Genomic DNA, 23134 nt, shown 5'->3' with positions numbered 1-23134 from the left:
CGGCCCGGTGAGGCTAGCCGCGATCCTGCAAAATTGACAAAAACCGGCGAAGGCGCGCGGACGCCCCGCCGAGTGGGCCTGCGGGGCCTGCTGCGGGCCTGGGGCCAGCGCTGCGGCCGCCGGTCAACCGGCGCGCGGGCGGGTCGTGCGGTACTCGATCACGTTCTTGTGCTCGGGCACGTGGATCACCCGCTGAACGAAGATTCCTGGCAGGTGGACATCGTCCGGGTCGAGCTCGCCGACGTCGACGAGGCGGTCGACCTCGGCGATGGTCACCCGCGCGGCCATCGCCGCCAGCGGGTTGAAGTTGCGGGCCGTGCGATAGAAGCGGAGGTTGCCGAGCGGGTCGCCGACGGCGGCACGGACGATCGCGAAGTCGGGCTGGAGCGCCGTCTCGAGCACGCACGGGCGACCTGCGAACTCGCGGACCTCCTTGCCCTCGGACACCACCGTCCCGGCCCCGGTCGGCGTGAAGAACGCCGGGATGCCCGACCCGCCGGCGCGCAGGCGTTCGGCCAGGGTGCCCTGCGGGTTGAGCTCGACCTGGACCTGGCCGGAGAGCATCTGCTGCTCCAGATCCGGGTTGCCGCCGACGAAGCTGCAGATCACCCGGGCGACCAGGCGTCGTTGCAGCAGCACGGCCAGGCCTTGGCCCTGGTTGCCGCAGTTGTTCGACACGATCACGAGGTCTTTCGCCCCCGAGGCCGCCAGCGCCTGGATGCACGCCTCCGGGTTGCCGCACAGGCCGAACCCACCCACGGCCACCTGGGCCCCGTCGCGCACGTCGAACAGCGCCTCGGCGGCGCTGGAGAACAGCTTGGAGCGGCTCGTCGCGGTCATGGGCCCGGCTATAGCCCAGGCGCCGCGCCGGGCAAAGCCCCGCAGCAACCCCCGCAAGGGCGGGCGCCCGCCCGGCGTCAGCGCACATTGCGGCCGCGCGCACTCCCGGAGCCCGCGTCCTCGCTGCTAAAGTCGCCGCGTGTCGCTCCGTCGCTCGCCCGCGCTCACCCCCGCGCTCGCGGTCTCGCTCGTGACCCTCGCCTGCGGCGACTCGCAGGGCGGCGGCGCCGAGGCCGGCCTGACCGAAGGGACAGGCACCACCGCCGCCAGCGACACCACCGGCGGCCCGCCCGACGCCCCGACGACGACCACCACCGGCCACGACGACGGCGGCAGCGGCACCCACGGCCAGGGTGAGTCCACCGGGACGACCACCGGCGAGCCGGCCTGCGACGTGAATCAATGGACGTTGGTCGAGCGCGACTACCTCCACGGCGGCGAGGACGTGAAGGGCGAGACCTTGCCCGCGTGCAGCGAGCACCGCTGGTACGTCGCCTTCCCCGACGAGAGCTCGTGGCAGATCCGCCTCACCCGCACCGACGGCTCCGGCCCGCTGCGGGCCACCGTCGCCTACCCCGACGAGCCGACCGAGCTGGTGTGGCAGGCCGCGCTGGCGCCCCCGCTGGTCAGCGGCGAGGCCCCGGCCGAGGCGATCTTCGCCGTCCCGCGCTCCGGCGAGTTCGCGGTGCATGTCCGATCGGACAGCCCCGACGCGGCCGCCGACTACAACCTCGAGTTCGTGTGCTCGATCGGCTGCGAGCGCGAGACCACCCGCTTCCCGATCGTCCTCGTCCACGGCTGGACCGGCTTCGAGGCGATAGGTCCGATCACCTACTTCTACGGCGTCACCGCCGAGCTCGAGTCGCTCGGCTTCCCGATCGAGGTAGCGATCCTCGACCCGTACAACAGCACCACCGTGCGCTCCGGCCAGCTCGCCGAGCAGCTCGACGAGTTCCTGGTGGCCCAGCGCGCGCGCAAGGTCGACCTCCTCGGCCACAGCCAGGGCGGCGTCGACTCGCGGGCGGTGGTCGCCACCCACGGCTACGGCGACCGCGTCTCGGCGCTCGTCACCATCGCCAGCCCGCACCGCGGCACGTACATCACCGACCTCGCCCTCGGCCTCGCGCCCGGCGGGGTCGAGGCCGCGCTCGGCTTCCTTCTCAACTTCGTCGGCGCCGTCTCGGCCCAGCAGAAGTCGGACGCGGAGGCCTCGTTCTACTCGCTCAGCGAGCACTACATGCAGGACGAGTTCAACCCCGCCAACCCTGACGACCCGCGGGTCCAGTACATCAGCTACACCGGCCGCACCTGCGACGCCGCCAGCTTCCTGATCCCCGGCAAGAAGTGCCAGGACCTGGTCGACCCCCTGATCGCGCTCGGCTACGCGGTGCTGCAGGTCGCGCGCGGCGACAACGACGGCCTCGTCACCGTCGAGAGCGCCAAGTGGGGCGACTACCGCGGCGAGATGATCGCCGACCACATCGACGAGGTCGGGCAGCTGCTCGGCGTCACCGACGTCAAGTTCGACCACCTCGAGTTCTACCGCGAGCTCGCGCGCGACCTGTTCGCGGAGGAGCACTGAGTTGGCGGCCGTCCCGGCCCCGCCCGAGCCGCTGACCGACGACGAGCAGCGCATGCTCGCCCAGGGGCGGCACGAGGCCCTCGCCCACGCCCTCGCGCTGTCGGGCCGGCACGCCGCGGCCGGCTGGGTGCTCGAGCAGATCTGGGAGTTCGCCGGCGCCTGCGAGCACTACGCCCGCGCCGGTCGCCCCCTCGACGCCCTGCGCGCCGCGATCGAGCTCGGCCGGCCCGACGTCCTCGACCGCATCATCGCCGTGTTCGCCGCCGCCGACGCCGACACCCGCCAGCAGGCCGCCGCGCTGCTGCAGCGCAAGGGTCGGCACGCCGACGCCGCCCGGATCCTCGCCCTCGGCGACCACGACCCCGAGGCCCGCGCCCGCGCCCTCGTCCGCGCCGGCGATCGCCTCGGGGCCGCGCGCGTGCTCGCCGACGCCGATCGCGTGCGCGAGGCGCTGGCCCTGCTCGAGCCGCTGCCCGAGCGCCACGGCCCGACCTTGCAGCTCGCCGCCGAGCTGTCGTGGGAGCTCGGCGACGCCGAGGCCGCGGTGCGCCGGGCCCAGGCGGCCATCCGCGCCGGCGGGGCCGACCGCGCCGCCCTGAGCCGCCTCCTGGCCCGCGGCCTCGGGGCTCTGGGGCACGACCTCGCGGCCCAGATCGTCCTCCAGGGCCGCGGCGAGGCCCCCGAGGGCGCTCCCGTGCCGGCGCGCTTCCTCGTCCGCGCCTCGCTGCCGGCCAGCTTCCTGGCGCCGCCTACGAGGGCACCGACCGCGTCACCCTCGCCGAGGTCGAGATCCACCTCCTCCTCGCCGAGCTGCAGGAGGGCGGCGCCGCCGACCCGGCGGTCCAGGACGCGCTCGAGGCGTTCCACCGCCGGGCCACCGCCGCCGCCGCGCTCGAGCACCCGGCGATCCGCGGCATCGTCCAGTTCGACGCCCGCGCCGGGATCCTGATCCTGCCGTACGAGGCCGGCAACAACCTGCGGGCGCTGATCCGCCCGCCCGGCATGCCGCTGCCGCGGGCCCGCGCCCTGGTCGCCTTCTTGCTCGAGGGCCTGGTCGCCGCGCACGCCCGCGGCCTGGTCCACGGCTCGCTGCTGCCGGCCCAGCTGGTGTGCGACGCCGCCGGGCGCCCGCTGCTCGGCCCGTTCGGCGCCGACGCGATCGCCGGCCTCATCGCCACCCGCACCGGCGCGCTCGAGGAGCTGCTGACGATCACCGCCCCCGAGGTCCGCGCCGGCGGGCCGCCCTCGGCCGCCAGCGACATCTACGGCGCCGCCGCCCTGCTGGTCGCCCTCGTCGCCGGCAGCCTCGGCGGGGCCGCGCCCGAGGCTCGCGCGGTCGTCGAGGACGCGCTCGACCCCGACCCCGGCAAGCGGCCCGACGCCGCCGCCCTGCTCGCGCGCATGCGCCGGCGCGTGGCGGACCTTCGGGACCTGTCCATGAGTACAGAGCCCATGGGACAGGAACCTGGGGTCATGTCCGATGATTCAGGCTTGTCCGGCCACGGCGTGGTCGTCGAGGCCGCGCCCGCCTGGGACGACATCGCCCTCGACGCCCTGCTCGCGGCGGACGTGCCTGGTTTGCAGCCGGTCCTCGACCGGCAGGGTCGACGGGTCGCCCTGGCCTCGTGGCCAGAGGGCTGTCGTCGGCTGGCCGACGACGTCCCATTCGCTCAGCTCGCCCCGATGGCGATCGTCGACGCCCTGCCGGTCGAGGCCGCGGCGGCCGTGCGCGCCCGGCTGACCGCGGGCGCGTGGGTGGTGACGCCGGCCGGCGAGTGGATGCTGGCCCTCGATGAACTACTCACACGGTGAGGACCGCGCGTCCGCCCGCCGCCGGCGAAGTCGAGCCGCCTAAACGCCGTAGTCAGCCGCCGCAGGCCGAAGTCAGCCGCGGATGCTGCGGCCGACGGCGAGGCGGTAGATGGCGAGCAGCACCAGCGCGCCGATGATCGAGGCGATGATGCCCGGCCCCTCGTTGACGTGCGCGTACCAGCCGAGCGCGCGCCCGAGGAAGGCGGCGACGAACGAGCCGGCGATGCCGAGGAGCATGGTGGCGATGACACCGCCCGCATCCTTACCCGGCATGACCAGCTTGGCGAGGGCGCCCGCGATCAGGCCCACGATCAATGTCCAGATGAACTCCATGGTTTTCTCCTCCGCAAGGACCGACCGGAGCGTAGCGCGATCCCTTGCCGCTGCAACGAATGGGGGGAGTTCGCGAATCATCGCACCAGGGCCGCCGCCAATCGCCGTTCGGGCGGTCGAGCCTGCCGCGGTCGCGGTCGAGTTCGTCGCCGCGGGCGGGCCCGCCGCTCGGCGATCCTTCATCGCACCGCGCCTGACCGCCAGGCAAGACGCCGCGTCGTCGACGGTCGCGGCCGGCGATATCCTCGGCCGGACGGGCGCAGTCTGCCCGGCGACGCGCGCGAGCTCGTGCAGGTCACCGCGGCCGCGTCCGCCCTGCTCTTGCCCCGCGCGCTCGTGTCGAACCTGTCCGGCTCGCTGCCCTGCGCGGCGCGACTCCGTGTTACCGTCGACGCACCGTGATCCCGTTCTCCATCCGCAACCTCGTGGTCGAAGGTCAGCTCGGCGGCGTACGCCCGGGCGACGATCGCAACACCGTCCTCGACCGGCTCGGCCCGCCCAGCGAGCTGGTGGCCGGCATCGGCGGCACGGAGATCTGGCGCTACGGCAACTTCGAGCTCTTCCTCGACGGCGACCTCGTCTACACGCTCTTCCACGACTGGCTCGTCGAGCTCGAGGCCGATGGCGAGCGCGAGATCGACGCGTGGATCCTCGGCGCCCCGGAGGTCCCCGGCTACGACGCAGTCGTCGAACGACTGACCGCCGAGCGGGTGCCCTTCGTCACCGGACGCGACCGGCACAACCGCCGCATGCTGGAGATCCCCGCCGGCGCCCGCCTGCTGTTCGAGACCGACGAGGACACCGGCGTGGAGTCGTGGACCGCGCTCCTGGTGGTCCACGCCGATTATTCCTCGGGCTTCACGCCCGACGAGCCCGCGGCTTGAACGCGGGCCGACGAGCGCGTCAGGCGACGAACTCGGCGATGCGATCGATCGCCGTCAGCACCCGCGGCATGAACCGCCGCAGCCAGGCCTCGTCGATCGGCTGATCCGTGTGAGCGGCCAGCGCGGCCGCGCCGTCGAAGTCGACGTAGGCGAGCCTCGCGGTGAGGTCGCCCGGCGGCCGGCCGAAGTCGCTGCCGGGAAGAATCGCCACACCTGTCTCTTCGAGCAGGCGCTCGCACAGCGCCTCGCCGCCGGCGATCCCGCGCCGCCGCAGCGAATCGGCGCGCGCGTCGAATTCCGGGAACAGATAGAACCCGCCGCGGGGCGCGGCGCAGGCGACGCCGGCCGCGAGCAGGCGCTGATGACACCAGGCCCCCAGGGCTTTTAAAATTGCCTGCTCCTGGGCGACGTAGGCGGCGATGTCGGGGCCGAAGGCGAACGCGGTGACCGCGGCGCACTGGATCGGCGCGCTGGTCGACGTGTACGTCTCGCTGGCGACCGCGACCATGGCCCGCTGCAGCCACTCGAGCTCGCGCGGGAACAGGAACGTGCCGAGGCGCCAGCCGCCGGCGCCGCACCACTTGCTGAGGCCCGAGCTGATGATCGTGCCCTCCGGGTAGAACCGGGCGATCGAGGTGTGGGCGCCGTCGTGGTGGAGCTCGCCGTAGATCTCGTCGGACACCACGAGCACCTCGTGCGCGCGCAGGACCTCGGCCAGCGCCGCGAGCTCGTCGGCCTCGTAGGTCTGGCCGGTCGGGTTCGCCGGGTAATTGAGGATGAGGACGCGCGGCCGCCCCCGGTCGCGGCGGCACAGCGCGTCGAGGTCCGCGGGGCGCAGCTTCCAGCCGTCCTCCGCGCGCGTCGGCACCCACACGACCTGCCGGCCGATGATGCGCGCCTGCGGCGAGTACGACACCCACGCCGGCGACGGCAGCACCAGGTCGCCGTAGAACGCCAGCTGGGTGATGAACATCAGCTCCTTGCTGCCCGGGGCGACCAGCACGTGCTCGCCGCTGTACTCGCGCTCGCCGCCGACGCTGCGCTGGTGATAGGCGGCGACCGCGTCGCGCAGCGCCGGCAGGCCGCGCACGGGCATGTACTCCTTGCGGGTCGCGTGGGCGCGCAGGGCCTCGACGACGCTGTCGGGCACGGGGAACGGCGACTGGCCGAGGCCGAGCTTGAACACCTCGCGGCCGGCGGCCACGAGGTCGTTGCTGCGCTCGTTGATCGACACTGTGGCCGACGGCGAGAGGCCGCGGACCTGGAGGTTGAGGCTCGGACGTCCTTGCACGATTCACCTGGCCTTTCGGACAGCGCTGGCGTGGAGCGGGTTGGCCCGCCCCGAGCTGTCGGCGTCGGCCTGCCAGCGCGGGACCCATCGTCGCACACAACGGGCCGCGTGTTCGCCGGGGAACAGCGCCGCGAACAGCGCCCGGTAGAGGTAGCCCTCCTTGGTGGTCGGCGCCTCGTGCGGGAACCGCTCGCCGGCCTCGGCCAGCTCGAGGTCGGACACCACCGCCTCGGCGTGGGCCTTGAGCCGCTCGACCCAGCCGTAGCCGACGCCGTCGGAGAACTGCTCCTTTTGCCGCCACAGCACCGCCGGCGGCAACAGCGGATCGGACGGATCGGCGAACGCGGCCCGCAGCAGCGCCTTCTCCATCCGCCCCTCGCGCCCGGCCTCGGGCGCGAGCGGCCGCTTGAGCGCCGGATCGATCGTCATCGCCAGGTCGAGGAACGCGAGGTCGAGGAACGGCACCCGGGCCTCGACGCCGTGCGCCATCGTGCTCTTGTCGGCCCGCAGGACGTCGCTGAAGTGGAGGTTCTGGACCCGCTCGACCGTCTCGCGGTGAAACGCGTCGGCGCCGTCGGCGAAGTAGAAGTAGAGGTAGCCGCCGAACACCTCGTCGGAGCCCTCGCCCGACAGCACCACCTTGACCCCCTGGTCGCGGATGTAGCGGCTCAGGCGGTACATCGGCACGCTCGCGCGCACCGTCGGGATGTCGTACGACTCGGTGTGCCAGATGATGTCGCGTAGCGCCTCGACGCCGTCGTCGAGGTCGAGCCGGACCTCGTGGTGCTCGGTGTCGATGAAGGCCGCGACCTCCCGCGCCGCCCGCAGGTCGGGCGAGTCGCCGTCGACGCCGATGGCGAACGACTTGAGCCGCGCGCCCGCGCCGCGCCGCCGCACCAGGCGGGCCGCCAGCGCGGCCACCAGGCTCGAGTCGAGCCCGCCCGACAGCAGCACGCCGAGCGGCACGTCGCTCATCAGCCGCTTGTCGACGGCCGCCTCGAAGCGCTCGCGCAGGCCGGCGGCGTCGCCGCGATAGTCGACCTGTCCTCCGAGCCATGTCCGTTCATACCAGCGGCGCAGGCCGCCGCGCCCGGTGTAGACGTGCCCGGGCGGGAACACCTTGAACCACGCGCAGTGGTCGACCAGCGCCTTGAGCTCGGAGGAGAACCACAGGTTGCCGGCCGGGTCGCGGCCGTAGTAGAGCGGCTTTACGCCGATCGGGTCGCGCGCGACCAGCCAGTCGTCGTCGCGCATGGCCGCGAACGCGAACACGCCGTCGAGCTCCGACACGAAGGCGTCGCCGCGGGCCTCGTAGAGGTGGACCAGCACCTCGCTGTCGGAGCCGCTGCGGAACACCCGCCCCGCCGCCTGCAGCCCGGCCCGCAGCGCCGCATGGTTGTAGATCTCGCCGTTGTGCACGAGCGCGCCGCCGTCGCGGCCGAACAGCGGCTGGCGCCCCGCCTCCGGGTCCATGATCGAGAGCCGCCGGTGCAGCAGCGCGCCGACGCCCCGCTGGTAGTGGACCCCGTGGCCGTCCGGACCGCGGTGGCTGAGGCGCTCGCTCGCGGTCATCGCCTGCGAGAGGATCGCGTCGTCGACGGCCCCGAAGACCGCGAGGATTCCACACATGCTTCGTTCTCCCTCCGGCGAGGCGCGGCCGCATCGCCCGCGCCTCACACAGGCGCCCGGTATACCGCGAGGTCGCACCGGCGGCAAGCTTGCTGTCCCCATGGACATGTCCCATAGGACACGCGCACGATTCGCGCCTACTGCATTACACGGGCCTTACATCCGCGTAATCGGGCGTAATCGACGAATCACCACTGCGCCGAATCTCGGTTCGTCAATACGATTGCGTAACGTCACCGTCGATTCTGTCTTGCGCTGAGCCTCGGTTGCGTGTTAAGTTGTCGCTAAATCACCATCGCGGCGGGCCCGGCCCGGCGTCGGCAGAGCGCGGCCCGTTCGAGCGGCGTTCGTCCCGAGGTCGCCTGCGCCTGTCCGAAGAGACATCCACTCGCTGGAGCCGCCTCGGCGCGCTCGAGCGCTTTCGCGGAGGGTTTGGCGGATGCCGGACGGCGCGTTCAATCTGGGTGCATACCGGGCGTTCACCGCCCGGGACATCGACGCAATTCCTCAACTGTCGGCCCTGTCGGCCGACGCGCGGCTGCGGCTGCGGGCGGTCGCGCAGGTCCTGCCGTTCCGCGTCAACGCCTACGTGCTCGAGCACCTGATCGATTGGTCGCGCGCCCCCGACGACCCCATCTATCAATTGACGATCCCGCAGCCGGAGATGCTCGACGAGGCCGACGTGGCCGCTCTGGTCGACCTCGTGCGCAGCGGCAGCGAGGCCGAGCTGCAGGCGCGGGCGCGGGCGATCCAGATGGCGATGAATCCGCACCCGGCCGGCCAGATCGACCTCAACGTGCCGATCGAGGACGGGGTCGAACGGCGCGGGCTGCAGCACAAGTACCGCCAGACGGTGCTGTTCTTCCCGGCGCAGGGCCAGACCTGCCACGCCTACTGCACCTACTGCTTCCGCTGGGCCCAGTTCGTCGGCCTCGAGGACCTCAAGTTCGCCGCCCGCGAGGCCCAGACCCTCGTCGACTACCTCACGCGCCACCGCGAGGTCACCGACGTGCTGTTCACCGGCGGCGACCCGCTGGTGATGCGCACGAGCGTGCTCCGTCGCTACGTCGAACCGCTCCTGCGCGCCGACCTGCCGAACCTCGCGCACATCCGCTTCGGCACCAAGGCGCTCGCCTACTGGCCGGCCCGCTTCCTCACCGACCCCGACGCCGACGACCTGCTGCGCCTCTTCGCCGAGATCCAGGCCGCCGGCAAGCACGTCGCAGTGATGGCCCACTACAGCCACCCGCGCGAGCTCGCCACGCCGGCCGCCGCCGCGGCGCTGCAGCGCGTGCGCGAGACCGGCGCCGTCGTCCGCTGCCAGGCCCCGCTGATCCGCCGCGTCAACGACGACGCCTCGGTGTGGGCCGACCTGTGGCGCGCACAGGTGCGCCTGGGCGCTGTCCCTTACTACATGTTCATCGAGCGCGACACGGGCCCGAAGGAGTACTTCAAGGTCCCGCTGGCGCGCGCGCTGCAGATCTATCAGGGCGCCTACCGCCAGCTGTCCGGCCTGTGTCGCAGCGTCCGCGGCCCGTCGATGTCGGCCACGCCCGGCAAGGTCCTCCTCGACGGGGTGACGGAGATCGACGACAAACAGTACTTCGTGCTGCGGATGCTCCAGGGGCGCAACCCGGAGTGGGTCGGACGGATCTTCCTCGCCGAGTACGACCCCGACGCGGCCTGGGTGAGCGAGCTGCGCCCCGCCTTCGGCGCGCCCGAGTTCTTCTACGAAAACGAGCTCGCGGAGCTGTCCCGCCGCCGCGCCAAGGTCCGCCTCGGCCTGCTCCCCGACGCCTCCGCGGCGTGAGGCGCCTGACATCACGGACATGTCCCTTCGGACATGGCGAAGGTCACTCGCTCGACGCGCGCGCGGCGAGCTCGGCGATCCGGAGATCGATCGTCGCCTCGTCGCCGTCGTCGAGGATCCACGCGGCCGACAGCCCGGACCAGGCGAGGATCCACTCGAGCAGGCGCGCGCGCGCGATGCCGGACCGCTGCGTGACGAGCTCCAGCCGGCGGTGGAACACCCGCTCGTGGACGGCCACCGGCGGCCCGCCGGCCATGTCCGGATTGGAAAAGATGTTGGCGTAGTCGAAGCCCGGGTCGCCGAGGAGGTGCTTGGGGTCGATCGCCAGCCAGCCGCGCGCGCCGAAGTCGAGCAGGTTGTCGTGGTGCAGGTCGCCGTGGAGCGGCCGCACCTCGCGCAGGTCGGCGAGCAGCCGCGACGCCGCCGCCAGGGCCTCGCGCAGCAGGCCGCCGTGACGGCGCGCGCCGGGCCCCAGGGCCGAGAACCACGTCGGCAGGTCGACCAGGCCGGCGGGGATCGGCGTGGCCCGCGGCCGGTGCAGCGCCGCGAGGGCGTCGCACAGGACGATCGTCGCCTCCTCGTCGCCGCCGGTGCGCGCCAGCTCGGCGAGCGAGCGCGTGCCAGTCGCCCGCTCGAGCAGCAGCGCCGCGCCCTCGGCCTCGTACAGCCGCGCCGCGCCCTCCCCGTCCCACCAGCGCAGCAGGAGGTGGCCGTGGCGCTCGTCAGGCTCGGTCGCGACCTTGAGCATCGCCGGCTCGTCGCCCCGCTTGACCGGCAGCAGCCGCGCCGCGTGCGTCACGATCTCCGCGCCGTCGGCCACGAGGCCCCAGCGCGCCAGATACGCGTCCCATGACCACGGCGCGTCGGTCGCAGTCATCGTCGCTCGCCTCGTCCCTCAGCCGGCCGCGGCCGCGCGCAGCAGGTCGGCCGCGCGCCAGCCGATCATCATGCTCGGGGCGTTGAGCGCCGACACCGGCACCTCGGGGATGATCGACGCGTCGGCCACCCGCAGGTTCTCGAGCCCGCGCACGCGCAGCTGCGGGTCGACGACGCTGCCGGCGACCTGTCCCATGCGACATGTCCCGGCGTAGTGGTAGGTCGTCATCGCCATCCGGCGCACGAACGCGGCCAGCGCCGCGTCGGACTCGAGGAAGCGGCCCGGCAGCACCTCGCGGCCCTGATACGGGCGCAGGCCGGCGCCGTCGGCGATCCGGCGGGCCAGGCGGACCCCGGCGATCATCGCCTGCAGGTCCTGCGGGTCGGCGAAGTAGGCCGGGTCGATGGCCGCGAAGGCGCGCGGGTCGGCGGACGCCAGCTTGACCGTGCCGCGGCTCTTCGGCTTGCCGAGGATCACCACCACCCCGTAGACCCGCTCGACCGCGCGCCGGACGAAACCTGGCCGAAAGGCCAGGCCGACGCCGGCCTTGACCACCCGCGGCAGCGCGGTCCGCCGGTACAGCGCCGGCGGCACCGTCAGCGCCGGGACCATGCGCATCGTCGCCTCGCGGAACGACGAGCGCGCCGGGTAGAACACATAACAAGTGTCGGCCTGGTCGGGCGGCAGGTCGCTGTCCGGCAGCGCGCGGTGGAACCCGTACAGCTGCGGGTAGTTGCAGTCGACCTCGCGCTTGCCGAGGTAGAACAGCTGCACGTTCGGGTGGTCGTGCAGGTTCTCGCCGACGCCCGGCAGATCGAACAGAGGCTCGACCCCGTGCGCGCGCAGCCCGTCGCGCGGGCCGACCCCCGACAGCATGAGCAGCTTCGGCGACTCGAGCGCCCCGGCGCACAGCACCGCCTCGCGCCGGACCTTCGCCGTGCGCAGCGCCCCGCCCTCCTCGTACTCGACCGCGACCACCCGCCGGCGGTCGTCGAGCACCAGCCGGTGCGCGTGCGCACCTGTCCGTACGACCAGGTTGATGCGGTCGAGGTGCGGCTGCACGAACGCGACGTAGGCGCTGCGCCGCTGCTCGCCGCGGTAGTTCATCGCCTCGTAGCCGAGCGCGCCGAGCAGCGCGCCGTTGTCGAGGTCGCGCTCGCGGTAAAAACCCGCCGACTCGGCGCTGGCGATGCACGCCTCCGTGAACTCGGTCGGCTCGCGCGGGCGCACGTCGAGCACGCGCTCGAGCTGCTCGTAGGCCGGCACGACGTCGGACCAGCCCCAGCCCGGCACGTCCCACGCGCGGAAGTCGGCCTCGGAGCCGCGCAGGTACACCATCGCGTTGATCGAGCCGCTGCCGCCCATCCCGCGGCCCGAGCCGAGGAACAGCGGGCGCCGGCCGCAGTGCTTCTGCGGCACGCTGAAGCGGTGGTGCAGCAGCGCGTCGTTGACGAACGCGTCCTTGTACCCGTCGGCCCGCAGCGTCTCTGGGTGCCGCTCGGCCCGGTCGCCCGTCTCGAGCAAGAGGACCCGCACGGAAGGATCTTCGGACAGCCGCCCGGCCAGCACGCAGCCGGCCGAGCCGCCGCCGAGGATCACGTAGTCGAACACGTCGGGATCGGAGCTCATGCGCGCGCGGACTCTATCACGCGCCCGCCCCGACCCGCCCCGCCTCCGCAGCCCGCGCGCGGCGATCGTTGCGCCGCGTCACAGCCCGCTCAGAGGTCGCGGAGCGAAAGCGGCGCGAGGAAGTCGGGCTTGCCGACGTCGACCCCGTTGTGCCGCAGGATCGAGTACGCGGTCACTGCGTGGAAGTGGAAGTTCGGCAGCGCGAACTGCTGCACGAAGTCCGACGCCTCCAGGCCCTTGCCCGGCAGGAACGGCAGCGGGATCACCCGCCCCTCGATGCCCGCGAACTCCTCGCTGCGCAGCTTGTCGAGCTTCTCGCGGGTCTCGGCCACGCAGGCGCGCACGGCCGCGATCGTCGGCTCGAGCTCGAAGAGATCCGGCGGCGCCTGCCCGCGCAGCAGGTTGGCCAGCCGCAGCGGCGCCAACACGATCGCCTGGATCTGCCGCGTGAAGTGCCACTGATCGGGCGCCAGCCGGGCGGTGAGCAGCACGTTGACGTCGAACTTCCGCTGGTCCGCGTGCGCCTGGGCCTTGTCGAGCCACACCGGGACCTGACCCAGAGTGCGGCTCATGTGCGGGATCGAGATGTCGAAGAGGTTCATGCGAGGATGCTCCGGCGGCGGATCCTACTCGGTTTCCGCCGCACGCCTTGCGCGCGCCGGATGAAGTCACGATCATCTTCGTCCGCCAGCTCCGCACGCGGCTCGCGGAAAAACCCCGCGGCCCGACCAGCGAAACCGACGATCTCCGCCGCCCGGCCGCAGCCGCGAAGGTGACGCAGCAGCCGGGCCCCTGCGCGCGGCCCTGCGCAGCGAGCAACCCGCGACCACCGCCCGCCCCGCGTGATAGCCTGCCGCTGGCGATGAGCACGGCGCTCGCGGGAGTGTTGCCGATCGCGGTCCACGCCCTCGGCGGCGGCGTGTGGATCGGCGCCATGGTGTTCAGCGTGTTCATCCTGCACCCGCGGGCCGAGCGGTTCTTCAGCCGCGCCAGCGAGTTCGAGGACTTCATCTTCAGCGTCGTCCACGGCGCGCGCTACAAGGTCCTCGCCGGCATCGCCGCGATCGTCGCCAGCGGCGTCGCCCTCGCCGTGGCCCACGCCGACGCCGGCGCGCCGTGGACCTGGCTCGTCGCCGCCAAGGTCGTCCTGCTGCTCGTCTCGCTCGCGCTGTTCCTGCACGTCACCTTCACCCTGTGGCCGCGCCGCGTGTTCGCCCGCGAGGACGAGCTGCCGGCGGTGCGCCGGCGGTTCTGGTGGGTCGGCGTCGTCATGATCGCCTGCAACACCGCCAACATGGGCCTCGGCCTGCTGGCCCGGGTCCTGCGCGGCTGAGCGGCGCGGGGTCTCGCCTCATCGATCCGTACGAGGATCACCGCGACGATTTCGTCGAGTCCACCGAATTGCTGGAGGAGACCCGGGTCATGCGCGGCATTCAATGGAGCGGGGCCCCCGACCGGGCGACGACCTCGTCCAGGTAGAATTCGCGTTCGTCCTGCGCGACGACCTCGCGGTCGAGGCGGTGCACGGCACCCCATGTCGAGGGGCCTGTGCTCGCGGGTCACCCGGCACGCGTTGCTCGCCGACGTCGGATTCGCCACAGCTGAGTTCGCTCGTCCGCTCGGCGAGCGGCGCCCTCGATCGCGCGTTCGTCGGCAAGCGGGTTTGACCATGGGGGCGGCCCCTGGCTGGCCTTCCTCCATTGGCCAGACAGCGTCCTCGCGGCGATTCCCGCACCTCGATTTCCCGGAAATACGATTCGCGGCGGTCCATGCGCATTCGCCATTTATTGCGGTTATGCGAGCTCGCCGCGCCTCGGATTCCTGGCAGAGCCCGCTGGCGATTGTCGCCCCGGGCCCCCAATCGATTTACTGTGATGATTTTGCTTTACCACGACTGCGAGGCTGGGTTACCTGATTGCAACCTCCCCGAAAGGACAACATGCGCAATTCGAAGCACACCATCGTCGCTGCGATCACGACGGTGATCATGGCCGTCTCGGGAACCTCGCTGATGAGCGGCTGCAACAAGCAGCAGACCGACACCGCCACGCCGGAGCCCGCCGCGACCGAGTCGACGCCCGTCGAGCCCGCTCCCGTCGATCCGGCGCTCGAGAACCCGCCGCCGGCCGAGCCCGCCGGCGACGCCCCGGCCGACCCGGCCGACGCCACCACCCCGCCGGCCGAGGCCACGCCGCCCGCCGCCGGCACCCCCGCCCCGACCACCAACCCGCCGCCGCCGGCGCCCAAGTGAGCTCGACGTGAGGGCATGTCTCTCCAGACATGTCCCTCACACCATGCGTCCACGGACGGGCGCGCCTGGTCGAGACGGACGGTTGCACGGACATGGCCTTCGGGCCATGTCCGTTTTACTTTCGGCGGCGCGGCTCAGCGGCGCTCGCGACCCTCGGGCAGGGCCGGCCGGTCGCGCGGGTCGCTGTTGGTGGCGATCGCCTGCAGGCGCCGGCGGATCCGCTGCACCGAGCTGAGCGCGTCGGCCTCGCGGGCGCGCAGGCGCTTGAGGCGGTGCGCCTTCTTCTTGTAGCGGCGGCCGGACGCCTGCAGGGCGAACACCGTCGGCACGAACACGAACTCGATCAGGAAGAACAGGCCGGTGGCCATCCACGCCCACAGCCACACGAACACCCGCAGGAACTTCGGCAGGCTGCGCAGCGCCGGGTAGTCGGGCGCCGGCGCGTGCTCGAGCGCCTGCGACGACGCCGACGACGACGACGCCGCCCGCCGGGGCTCGGACGGCTGCGACCGCGGCGGGCGGGCCGACGCCCCGAGGGCCGCGCGCACCGCCGCCGAGGAGGCCAGGCGGCGCGTCGGGTCCGGCTCCAACATGGCCGAAAGGACATCTCGCAGCCGGCCCGGCGCCACGCAGCGCTCGACGTCGATCTGCAGCCCCTTGCGCGGCAGCTGGTCGGCCGGGAGCCCCGCCGCCAGGGCCGCGATCGTCGCGCCCAGCGCGTAGATGTCGGTCGCCGGGGTCGCCTCGCCGTGCAGCTGCTCCGGCGCCATGTAGCCGAACGTCCCGATCATCGTCGAGCCGCCGTCGGGCCGCACCGCCAGGCGCACCCCGCCGAAGTCGATCAGGCACAGGCGCCCGTCGGGCCGCACGATCAGGTTCGACGGCTTGATGTCGCGGTGGATCACCGCCGGCTGGCGGCCGTGCAGGTACTCGAGGATGTCGAGCGCCGCGGTCAGCCAGCGCAGCAGCTCGGCCGGATCGCCGGGCCGGCCGAGGCGCTGCGACAGAGGTGTCCCTTCGACCAGCTCCATCACCAGGAAGAAGTCGCCGCTGGTCTCGCTGGTGTAGCGATCGACGTAGCGAGGGATGCCCGGGTGCGACAGCGACTCGAGCGCCTGGCACTCGCGCTCGAACAGGTCGAACGGCTTCCAGTCGCCGCCGAGCGAGCGCAGGTGCAGCACCTTGACCGCCACCGCCGCGCCCGTCTGGCGGTCGATCGCGCGGAACGTGCGCCCCTGCGCCCCCGCGCCGAGGGGCTCCATGATCTGGTAGCGCTGCAGGCCCTGGGGCGGTGCGGTCTCGGCCATCCGCGCGGGAGTCTAGCGGACTGCGGCCCGCCGGGGAAAACCGCGTGATCCGGTCCGGACCAGCCGGCGGACGGCCGGCCGCGGAGCGCGCCGCGGCCGCGACATCCGGGGCATAATGCGCCCGCCATGCAGCGACCCGACATCGACGTGCTCCTCGACCGCCTGCGCCAGAGCTACCCCGACGCTCGCTACGAGCTCGACTGGGACACCCCGGTGCACATGCTGGTGGCCACGATCCTGGCCGCCCAGTGCACCGACGAGCGGGTCAACGCCGTGACCCGGACCCTGTTCCCGCGCTACCCCGACGCCCAGGCGTTCGCCGACGCCGACCTCGCCGAGCTCGAGGAGGCCGTGCGCCCGACCGGCACCTACCGCCAGAAGGCCAAGTCGATCAAGAACGCCTGCCGCATGCTCGTCGACGAGTACGGCGGCGAGGTCCCGCAGTCGATCGAGGCCCTGGTGCGCCTGCCCGGCGTCGCCCGCAAGACCGCCAACGTGGTCCTTGCGACATGTTTCAACATACCTTCGGGCGTCATCGTCGACACCCACGTCATCCGCCTGTCCGGGCGCATGGGCCTGTCCGAGCACCGCGACCCCGGCGACATCGAGCGCGATCTGATGCGCCTCGTCCCCCAGGACGACTGGACCTTCTTCGGCCCGGCCATCATCCTGCTCGGCCGCTACGTGTGCACCGCCAAGAAGCCCGACTGCCCGAACTGCGTCATGCAGGACATCTGCCCCAAAATTGGCGTGAAGGCGGCCTGACGCCGACGTGACATCCGCGTGAAACCGGCCCGCGCGGCCCCGCGCGCGTCCTACGTCCGCGCGCGCGAGCGCCTCTCGGCGGCGCTTCCGATCGCCGCGGCCGCGGACTATCCTGCCGGCCCTCAGCGAGATCGAAGATGGCCATCGAGAATCGGCAGAAGATCCCAGTCCCACGTCGCTCCTTTTTGTGGTCGCTCAACGAGACGTCGGGCGAGATCCTCACGCATATCGGGCCGACCGAGTTCACGCCCAGCGCCAACGACCGGATCGTGCGGTCCAACGGGCGCGGCGGCTACGAGCCGGCGCCGATGGAGGCGCGGCCCTTCATCATCGCCCGCGACGGCGAGTACGTCCTGCTCGAGAACCCCGTCGTCGCCGACCACCCCGAGGGGCCCAACGGCTCGTACGTGCCCGGCGGCAACAAGGAGAAGGAGCTACGGCTCGGGACCAAGAAGATCATCCCCGGCCCGTGCGCCTTCGCCTTGTGGCCCGGTCAATCCGCCGAGGTCCGCCCGGCGCACAAGCTCAACGCCAATCAATACCTCCTGGTCGAGGTCGTCGGTCCGCTCGACGAGACCGCCCCCTACTACCGCCTCGTGATCGAGTCGGCCGGCCTCTCGAGCGTCGTCATCGACGGCGCCGAGGACAACACCGCCCGGCGCAGCCAGCCCGAGCCGGCCACCAAGGCCCACCCGACGCAGCTGCGGATCGGCCAGCGGATCGTCATCCAGGGCCGTCACACTCAGTTCTTCATCCCGCCGACCGGCATCGAGGTCGTGCCCGCGCTCGAGGAGACCGAGGGCCGCGGCCGCGACGAGGACGGCGTGACGACCCTGCCCGCGGCCGCGCAGGAGGAGCTGGCCAAGCTGCTGGCCCAGGTCGGCGAGGGCATGTCGGTCAAGCAGTTCAGCGTCGTCAAGAACGAGATCCGCCACCGCCAGGACTACACCAGCGGCGAGCGCGGCGTGATCCTCGCGACCCTCGACGAGGCGTGGAACGACCGCGCCGCGCAGAAGCGGCAGCGCACCGCCGACGGCGGGCGCGGCGTCGCGGCCGACCCGTACGCGCGGCGAGCCGTCGTCCTCGGGCCCAAGAACTTCTGCTTCCTGTTCGACGCCGACGGCAACCCGCGGATCGTCCGCGGCCCCGCGCGCGTGTTCCCCGGCCCGCACGACACCTTCCTGCAGCGCGGCTCGCGGCGGCGGGTCTACGACGCCTACGAGCTCGGCGAGCACCAGGCGCTGTACCTCCGCATCATCACCCCGATCGCGCGCGACGAGCTGAGCAAGCGGCTCCCGCCGGGCACCCCGCTCGACCGCGACCACTACGAGGCCGGCGCCGAGCTGCTGGTGCGCGGCCTGCCGAGCGTGTTCTTCCCGTTCATCGAAGCCGAGGTGTTGAACCCGGTCACCCGCGAGCCGCACGTCGGCAACGATCACGACGCAGTCGTCATCAACGCCATCGGCATCGACCAGAAGTCGGGCGTCTACGTCCGCGACCAGCGGACCGGCATGGTCAAGATGGTCCGCGGCGAGACCTCGTACCTCGTCGACCCGCGCGGCGAGGAGCACGTGCAGCGGCGGGTCCCGCACGACAAGTGGAACCTGTGGATCGGCCACGCCGAGCCGCACAAGCTCACCACCGCCGAGGTCGTCACCCCGTGGGCGCTGTCGGTCATCGTGCCCAACAACGAGGCGGTGCTGATCACCTCGCGGCACGGCCGGCGCGTCGTCGTCGGCCCGCGCACCGAGCTGCTCGACTACGAGGAGCAGCTGACCGCGCTCAAGCTGTCGAAGGGCAAGACCAAGGACGGCCACACCACCGTCACCACCTGCTTCCTGCGCGTGCAGGGCGGGCGCGTCGCCGACAACTTCGAGATCGAGTCGGCCGACTTCGTCCGCTTCAGGGTCAAGCTCGGCCTCGCCGGCCACTTCGAGGGCGAGCCCGAGCGGTGGTTCCACGTCGAGGATCCGGTCAAGCTGCTCGCCGACACCGTGCGCGCCCGCGTGCGCGAGGCGACGCGCGCCCTGTCGGCCACGCAGCTGCTGATCGAGTTCCCCGCGGTCGTGCGCAAGACCCTGCTCGAGGGCGACGACGGCCTGCTGCGCTTCGCCGACAACGGCATGGTCCTGAGCGGCGTCGACGTGCTCGGCTTCCAGGTCGCCGACCCCGCCCTCGCCGAGCTGTTCGCCAACGTCCAGCGCGAGGCAGTGTCCCTGCAGCTGCAAGATCAACAGTCGCGCCGCCGCCTCGACTCCACCCGCCTGCGCGACGCCCTCGACGCCGACGAGCACGCCCTGCAGCGCGGCGCCAGCCAGCGCATGGCCGAGACCAACAAGCTCGAGGCCCAGGACGAGCATGTCGTCGTCGCCCTCAAGCAGCAGCTGTCCGCCGGCCGCGACGCCGACGTCCTCCGCTACAAGCAACAGCTCGAGCGCCTCGCCTTCGAGGCCACGCGTGACCGCGAGCGCGAGCAAGGCGAGCTGTCCGCCGCCGCGCGGGTGCTCGCCGCCGAGTCCGAGGCCAAGTCGCGCGGCCTGGTCGATCGCGCCGCCGAGGCGCACGCGCGCGCCCTCGCCGAGGTCGAGCAGGCCCGCGCGGCCGCGCTCGCCCAGGCCGACGCCGTCCGCCTCGGCGCCCTGCAGCACGAGTTGGTCGGCGCGCTGCAGGCCGCCGCCGACAGCGAGGTCCTCAAGGCCGCCGCCAGCAACATGAACCTGGTCGCCCTGCTCGGCGGCAAGAGCCCGGCCGAGCTGCTGTCCCAGCTCGTGCGCGGCACCCCGATCTCGCGCACCACCGACGGCATGCGCGCGCGCGAGGCCTCCGCCAAGGACGGCAAGCCCGGCAAGCAAGACTGAAGCGCGCGCCGCTTGACGGGAGCCCCTCGCTCCGGCGATCCTCGCCGGCGAGGGGCTGCCACGTGGGCGGGAACACCAACATTAGTGAAATTGGTAATCACGTCAGTCTGTCACACTGAAGGCCGCGAGTTCGATCCTCGCATGTAACAGGTGCCCGTCGGGCAGCCCCTCGCTTCGCTACAGTGTCCAGAAAAACTGAATACTGCGACTCCGGACGAATGAAGCGTCGCCGGCTCAGTCTTCCCAGGTATCCGTGTCGGGCGCGGCGCCTGGCTTCCAAAGGTTGACGCTGAAAGCGCCGCCCGAGGAGGCGCGCGAGCCCCACGGATCGACGCCCGTCGGAGCCTGCCAGCCCCAGGGATCGATGGTGTAGGGGTAGCCGTTGTTGCCCACGCCGAACGGCACCTGCAGCGTGAAGGAGCGCGCGTCGGCGACGTTCGTCTCGCGGATGACCGCGAAGTGCAGGTGCGGTCCGGTCGAGCAACCCATGTTGCCGGTGTGGCCGAGAATGTCGCCCGCAAACACGTCAGCGCCAGGGGCGCGCGGGAAGAGGTACTCCAGATGGAAGTACGCAGCCACGAATGTTTCGTTGTAGGTCGAGGGGTTGCGCGCGACCGTATGACGGATGTAGACCTCGCCCTGAACCGGCCCGTCGGAGCCGGTGCACTTCGTGTCGAGCCAGCGCGAGGCGATCACATTGCCGTTGGCCAGCGCATAGGTCTCGGTTCCGCGGGCCACACCGAGGTCGTACGCGCTGTGATCGTCGATCCAGGTGAGGGTCTGGCGCCTGCGGCCCTTGAAGTCGACGAGCTGGGCCGAACTGCTCCCGTAGGTCAGAGAGCCGCCCCAGCCGAACATCGAGGTGTCCAGCGTCGTGATCGGTGGACGAGCGAAGTCGACGCCGGTGCCTGGGTCGACAGTCGCAGTGGTCGGGAGCGGGCCGATCTCGAAGATCGGGAGCGCCAGCGGTGACACGGTGTGAATGCAACCGTTGAGGCCGGTCGAGTTGTTCCAGTTGGTGGACAGCGGTCCGGTCCCCAGGCCACGGGCGGCGAAAGCCACATTGCCGTCGCAGCGGGTCACGACCTGGTTGGCGCCCGCGGCCGACATCATCCCGGCCCGCTGGATCGTGCCGCCCGCCCCGTTGTTGGCGATGATCACGGCGCACGGGTCATTGCCGGCGGCGTCCCACCCTAACACCGAGACGCCGCTCGGGTAGAGCATGCTGCAGTAATGCCCGTATCCGCTGGGTGACGAGATCGTGCCGGCCACCGGCTTGTCGGCGATCTTGAAGTCCAGCATCGGTTCAGCGCCGTGCGCCCGCAAGACCTCCGGATCGAGCTCGGAGGCGACCAGCGCGACCTCTCCGCTGCGACCCTCGACCAGCACCTCGGCCTGGCCCAAACCAGAGACGCCCACGAAGACTTCGGGTCCGTCATCCGCGCCCTCGACATGGACAATGTCCTGAGTGTCGATAGGCGGCCCGTCGTGATCGTCGGCGTCGTCCTCGAGCGGAGCACCGGCGAGGACCGGTACGGCGTCCTCGGTGAGAACGGCCTCGTCCTCGTCGCAGGCGACGAAGAGCCCGGAGCTCAGGGCCACGGAGGCGCAGACGTGCGCGAGGAGAGCCCGCTGGAGGCGGAGGCGAAGGCTGGTCGGTATTTTTGCTGAGTTCATGATCAATCGTTACTCGCCGACGGTTGCAAGCACGGCGACAGGCAACGACGAGCTCAAGAAATCCAGCACTTGTACGTCCGATGCGGCGATTTCGCCGACGCACGAGGATGCGCGCGCATGCATCGGCGATGCGCGCGCGTCTCCTGCCGAATGCGCGCGCATCCGATAGCGATGGCGCATTCCGGTATCGTGAGACGCTACCACTCGATTCGGAGATGCACCCGCCTCAACGAGCACCGCGAGACGCCGAGCGGTCTCATGGGGCGAAGGCGCCGAACCAGTAGGGCTCCTGGAAGCTGGACAGGATGACCAGCTCGCCGCAGGCGCCGCGCAGCGCCTCGACCGCGAAGAGCTCGTTGGGCGGCACGTCGAGCGGGATGAACTCCAGCAGCTGGCCGTCGAACGAGACCCGCTGCACGCCGACGCTCTCTAGGCGCAGCTGGTCCGGGGCGCTGCGAGCGACCACGAACGAGAGGGCGTCGTCGTCGACCACGATCTCGGAGATGGCGGCGTAACGCAGCTGTTCGTCGGCCTTCGCCACCGTGACGGTCCACAGATCGGCGCCGGTGGCGAAGTCGAGGGCGACGAGGTCGGTCTGGCCGTCGGGCCAGGGGCCGACGCGCAGCACGAACACCTGCCCGTCCGGGCCGAGCTCGAGCGCGTACGCGCCGTCGAACACAGGGAGGTCCGTCGCGCGGCTCCACACCGGCGCCCCCTCGGGGTCGAAGCGCCAGACGTGCATGCGCGTGAAGCCGCTGCCGAAGACCTCGTTCGACACGCCGGACATGAGGATGTCGCCCACCGGGCCGATGTCGACGGCCTGAATGATCGTGTCCCCTGCAGTACCGGCGATGGTCGTCAGCCACTCGACCGCGCCGGTGTCGGCCGCCATCCGCGCCATCAAGCTCGGCGAGTCCGCGTCCGGCAAGGAGACGAGCACGACGTCATCCTCGACCGGGAGGACGTACGTGTGGCGCCACTCCGGTCCCAGCTCGATCGCGCCGAGCGGCGCCCCGTCGGCAGCGAAGCGCGCGAAGCCCTGTGCAGTACTGCCGTTGGGTCCGCGCGCCGTGCGAACGATCAGGCCGTCATCGGCCGCGCGCTCGATCCCGAGGGCCATGACGGGTTCGCCTGGCGCCGCCGGCTCGCCGGCGTGGACGGCCAGGACCTCACCGGTCGGCGACAGGACGAGCACGCCAGGAGCCGACTGCTCGCCCTCGATCACGACGGCCATGGCGATCCGCCCGTCGGCCATCGCCGCGAGGCTACGCGACGCGCTCACGTCGGTGGGTAGCTGCAGCTCGCCCCCGCCGAGCCTCGTCCATGGCTCCTGTCCCTCCGGACATGTGAGAGGTTCGCCGGTGGTGGTGGGATCGCCGGTGGTCGGATCACCGAGGGTCGTCGGGTCGGGCGCGTTGGTCGTGGTGCTGCCCGGCGAATCGCCGGTGCTGGTGGGATCGGTGTCCGTGTCGCCCGGCTCGGCGGACTTCGGACCACACGCCATGAACAGCGCGAGCGCGCCACATCGCAGCGAGAGTGAATATCGCATGTCGACAACATGCCAGGCCAGGCGGAACAAGCCGGGGACG

At 71.9% G+C, this 23134-nt stretch carries 20 protein-coding genes and 1 tRNA gene; 11 read left to right on the top strand and 10 right to left on the bottom strand.

Annotated elements, in window-relative coordinates; genetic code table 11:
- Window positions 1-123: 123 nt before the first annotated feature.
- Window positions 124-840 (bottom strand): CoA transferase subunit A, encoded by a 717-nt coding sequence (locus tag O0S08_RS16875; RefSeq protein WP_269040183.1) that lies wholly within the window; start codon window positions 838-840, stop codon window positions 124-126.
- A gap of 139 nt (window positions 841-979) precedes the next feature.
- On the opposite strand from O0S08_RS16875, the gene O0S08_RS16870 reads away from it, so the two are divergent.
- From O0S08_RS16870 to O0S08_RS16860, 3 genes are read left to right on the top strand one after another with little or no spacing between them, the layout of a single operon-like run.
- The gene (locus O0S08_RS16870) at window positions 980-2422 is read left to right on the top strand and encodes an esterase/lipase family protein (protein ID WP_269040182.1); all 1443 of its coding nucleotides are present in this window, start codon (window positions 980-982) and stop codon (window positions 2420-2422) included.
- A 1-nt stretch (window position 2423) separates the two neighbouring features.
- On the top strand, window positions 2424-3371 hold the full coding sequence (locus tag O0S08_RS16865; RefSeq protein ID WP_269040181.1) for a hypothetical protein: 948 nt from the start codon (window positions 2424-2426) through the stop codon (window positions 3369-3371).
- Between the two features lie 53 nt (window positions 3372-3424).
- A complete protein-coding gene (locus O0S08_RS16860; RefSeq protein ID WP_269040180.1) occupies window positions 3425-4234 on the top strand; it encodes a protein kinase family protein in 810 nt (269 codons plus the stop codon).
- A gap of 72 nt (window positions 4235-4306) precedes the next feature.
- On the opposite strand, the gene O0S08_RS16855 is transcribed toward O0S08_RS16860, so the two are convergent.
- Entirely contained in the window at window positions 4307-4648 is a 342-nt protein-coding gene (locus O0S08_RS16855; protein WP_269040179.1) for a GlsB/YeaQ/YmgE family stress response membrane protein, read from the bottom strand.
- Window positions 4649-4965: 317 nt separating this feature from the next.
- On the opposite strand from O0S08_RS16855, the gene O0S08_RS16850 reads away from it, so the two are divergent.
- Window positions 4966-5451 (top strand): hypothetical protein, encoded by a 486-nt coding sequence (locus tag O0S08_RS16850; protein ID WP_269040178.1) that lies wholly within the window; start codon window positions 4966-4968, stop codon window positions 5449-5451.
- A gap of 19 nt (window positions 5452-5470) precedes the next feature.
- On the opposite strand, the gene O0S08_RS16845 is transcribed toward O0S08_RS16850, so the two are convergent.
- Together O0S08_RS16845 and asnB are read right to left on the bottom strand one after the other, a co-directional pair.
- On the bottom strand, window positions 5471-6742 hold the full coding sequence (locus O0S08_RS16845) for a pyridoxal phosphate-dependent aminotransferase (RefSeq protein WP_269040177.1): 1272 nt from the start codon (window positions 6740-6742) through the stop codon (window positions 5471-5473).
- 3 nt (window positions 6743-6745) lie between these two features.
- A complete protein-coding gene (gene asnB / locus O0S08_RS16840; RefSeq protein ID WP_269040176.1) occupies window positions 6746-8371 on the bottom strand; it encodes an asparagine synthase B in 1626 nt (541 codons plus the stop codon).
- Window positions 8372-8810: 439 nt separating this feature from the next.
- On the opposite strand from asnB, the gene O0S08_RS16835 reads away from it, so the two are divergent.
- Window positions 8811-10181, top strand: coding sequence for a KamA family radical SAM protein (locus tag O0S08_RS16835; protein WP_269040175.1), 1371 nt, complete (start codon window positions 8811-8813; stop codon window positions 10179-10181).
- 43 nt (window positions 10182-10224) lie between these two features.
- On the opposite strand, the gene O0S08_RS16830 is transcribed toward O0S08_RS16835, so the two are convergent.
- The 3 genes from O0S08_RS16830 to O0S08_RS16820 all read right to left on the bottom strand — a co-directional run bounded on the left by O0S08_RS16830 (window position 10225) and on the right by O0S08_RS16820 (window position 13289).
- Window positions 10225-11058, bottom strand: a complete 834-nt coding sequence (locus O0S08_RS16830) for an aminoglycoside phosphotransferase family protein (protein WP_269040174.1) — start codon at window positions 11056-11058, stop codon at window positions 10225-10227.
- An 18-nt stretch (window positions 11059-11076) separates the two neighbouring features.
- A complete protein-coding gene (locus tag O0S08_RS16825; protein WP_269040173.1) occupies window positions 11077-12687 on the bottom strand; it encodes a GMC family oxidoreductase in 1611 nt (536 codons plus the stop codon).
- Between the two features lie 89 nt (window positions 12688-12776).
- Window positions 12777-13289, bottom strand: coding sequence for a DUF1993 domain-containing protein (locus O0S08_RS16820; protein ID WP_269040172.1), 513 nt, complete (start codon window positions 13287-13289; stop codon window positions 12777-12779).
- A gap of 260 nt (window positions 13290-13549) precedes the next feature.
- On the opposite strand from O0S08_RS16820, the gene O0S08_RS16815 reads away from it, so the two are divergent.
- Together O0S08_RS16815 and O0S08_RS16810 are read left to right on the top strand one after the other, a co-directional pair.
- Entirely contained in the window at window positions 13550-14020 is a 471-nt protein-coding gene (locus tag O0S08_RS16815; RefSeq protein WP_269040171.1) for a hypothetical protein, read from the top strand.
- Window positions 14021-14626: 606 nt separating this feature from the next.
- Entirely contained in the window at window positions 14627-14938 is a 312-nt protein-coding gene (locus tag O0S08_RS16810; protein WP_269040170.1) for a hypothetical protein, read from the top strand.
- Window positions 14939-15072: 134 nt separating this feature from the next.
- On the opposite strand, the gene O0S08_RS16805 is transcribed toward O0S08_RS16810, so the two are convergent.
- Window positions 15073-16245 (bottom strand): serine/threonine-protein kinase, encoded by a 1173-nt coding sequence (locus tag O0S08_RS16805; protein ID WP_269040169.1) that lies wholly within the window; start codon window positions 16243-16245, stop codon window positions 15073-15075.
- A 126-nt stretch (window positions 16246-16371) separates the two neighbouring features.
- Between O0S08_RS16805 and nth the strand changes: the two genes are divergently transcribed.
- From nth to O0S08_RS16790, 3 genes are all read left to right on the top strand, one after another.
- Complete coding sequence (nth, locus tag O0S08_RS16800; protein ID WP_269040168.1) at window positions 16372-17010, top strand: endonuclease III; 639 nt, start codon at window positions 16372-16374, stop codon at window positions 17008-17010.
- Between the two features lie 137 nt (window positions 17011-17147).
- Window positions 17148-19868: a hypothetical protein gene (locus O0S08_RS16795; protein WP_269040167.1), complete on the top strand. Its 2721-nt coding sequence runs from the start codon at window positions 17148-17150 to the stop codon at window positions 19866-19868.
- A 78-nt stretch (window positions 19869-19946) separates the two neighbouring features.
- Window positions 19947-20014 (top strand) — tRNA-Asp (locus O0S08_RS16790).
- Window positions 20015-20102: 88 nt separating this feature from the next.
- On the opposite strand, the gene O0S08_RS16785 is transcribed toward O0S08_RS16790, so the two are convergent.
- On the bottom strand, window positions 20103-21470 hold the full coding sequence (locus O0S08_RS16785; protein ID WP_269040166.1) for a M23 family metallopeptidase: 1368 nt from the start codon (window positions 21468-21470) through the stop codon (window positions 20103-20105).
- Between the two features lie 73 nt (window positions 21471-21543).
- Here O0S08_RS16785 and O0S08_RS16780 point away from each other — a divergent pair, with 73 nt between their 5' ends.
- Entirely contained in the window at window positions 21544-21714 is a 171-nt protein-coding gene (locus tag O0S08_RS16780; protein ID WP_269040165.1) for a hypothetical protein, read from the top strand.
- An 87-nt stretch (window positions 21715-21801) separates the two neighbouring features.
- On the opposite strand, the gene O0S08_RS16775 is transcribed toward O0S08_RS16780, so the two are convergent.
- Window positions 21802-23094, bottom strand: a complete 1293-nt coding sequence (locus O0S08_RS16775) for a PQQ-binding-like beta-propeller repeat protein (protein ID WP_269040164.1) — start codon at window positions 23092-23094, stop codon at window positions 21802-21804.
- Window positions 23095-23134: the final 40 nt, after the last annotated feature.

This window comes from Nannocystis punicea (assembly GCF_026965555.1).
Taxonomy (GTDB): Bacteria; Myxococcota_A; Polyangia; order Nannocystales; family Nannocystaceae; genus Nannocystis; species Nannocystis punicea.
Note: the sequence above shows the minus strand (reverse complement) of the source record. Positions and strands in the feature narration are given on the sequence as shown.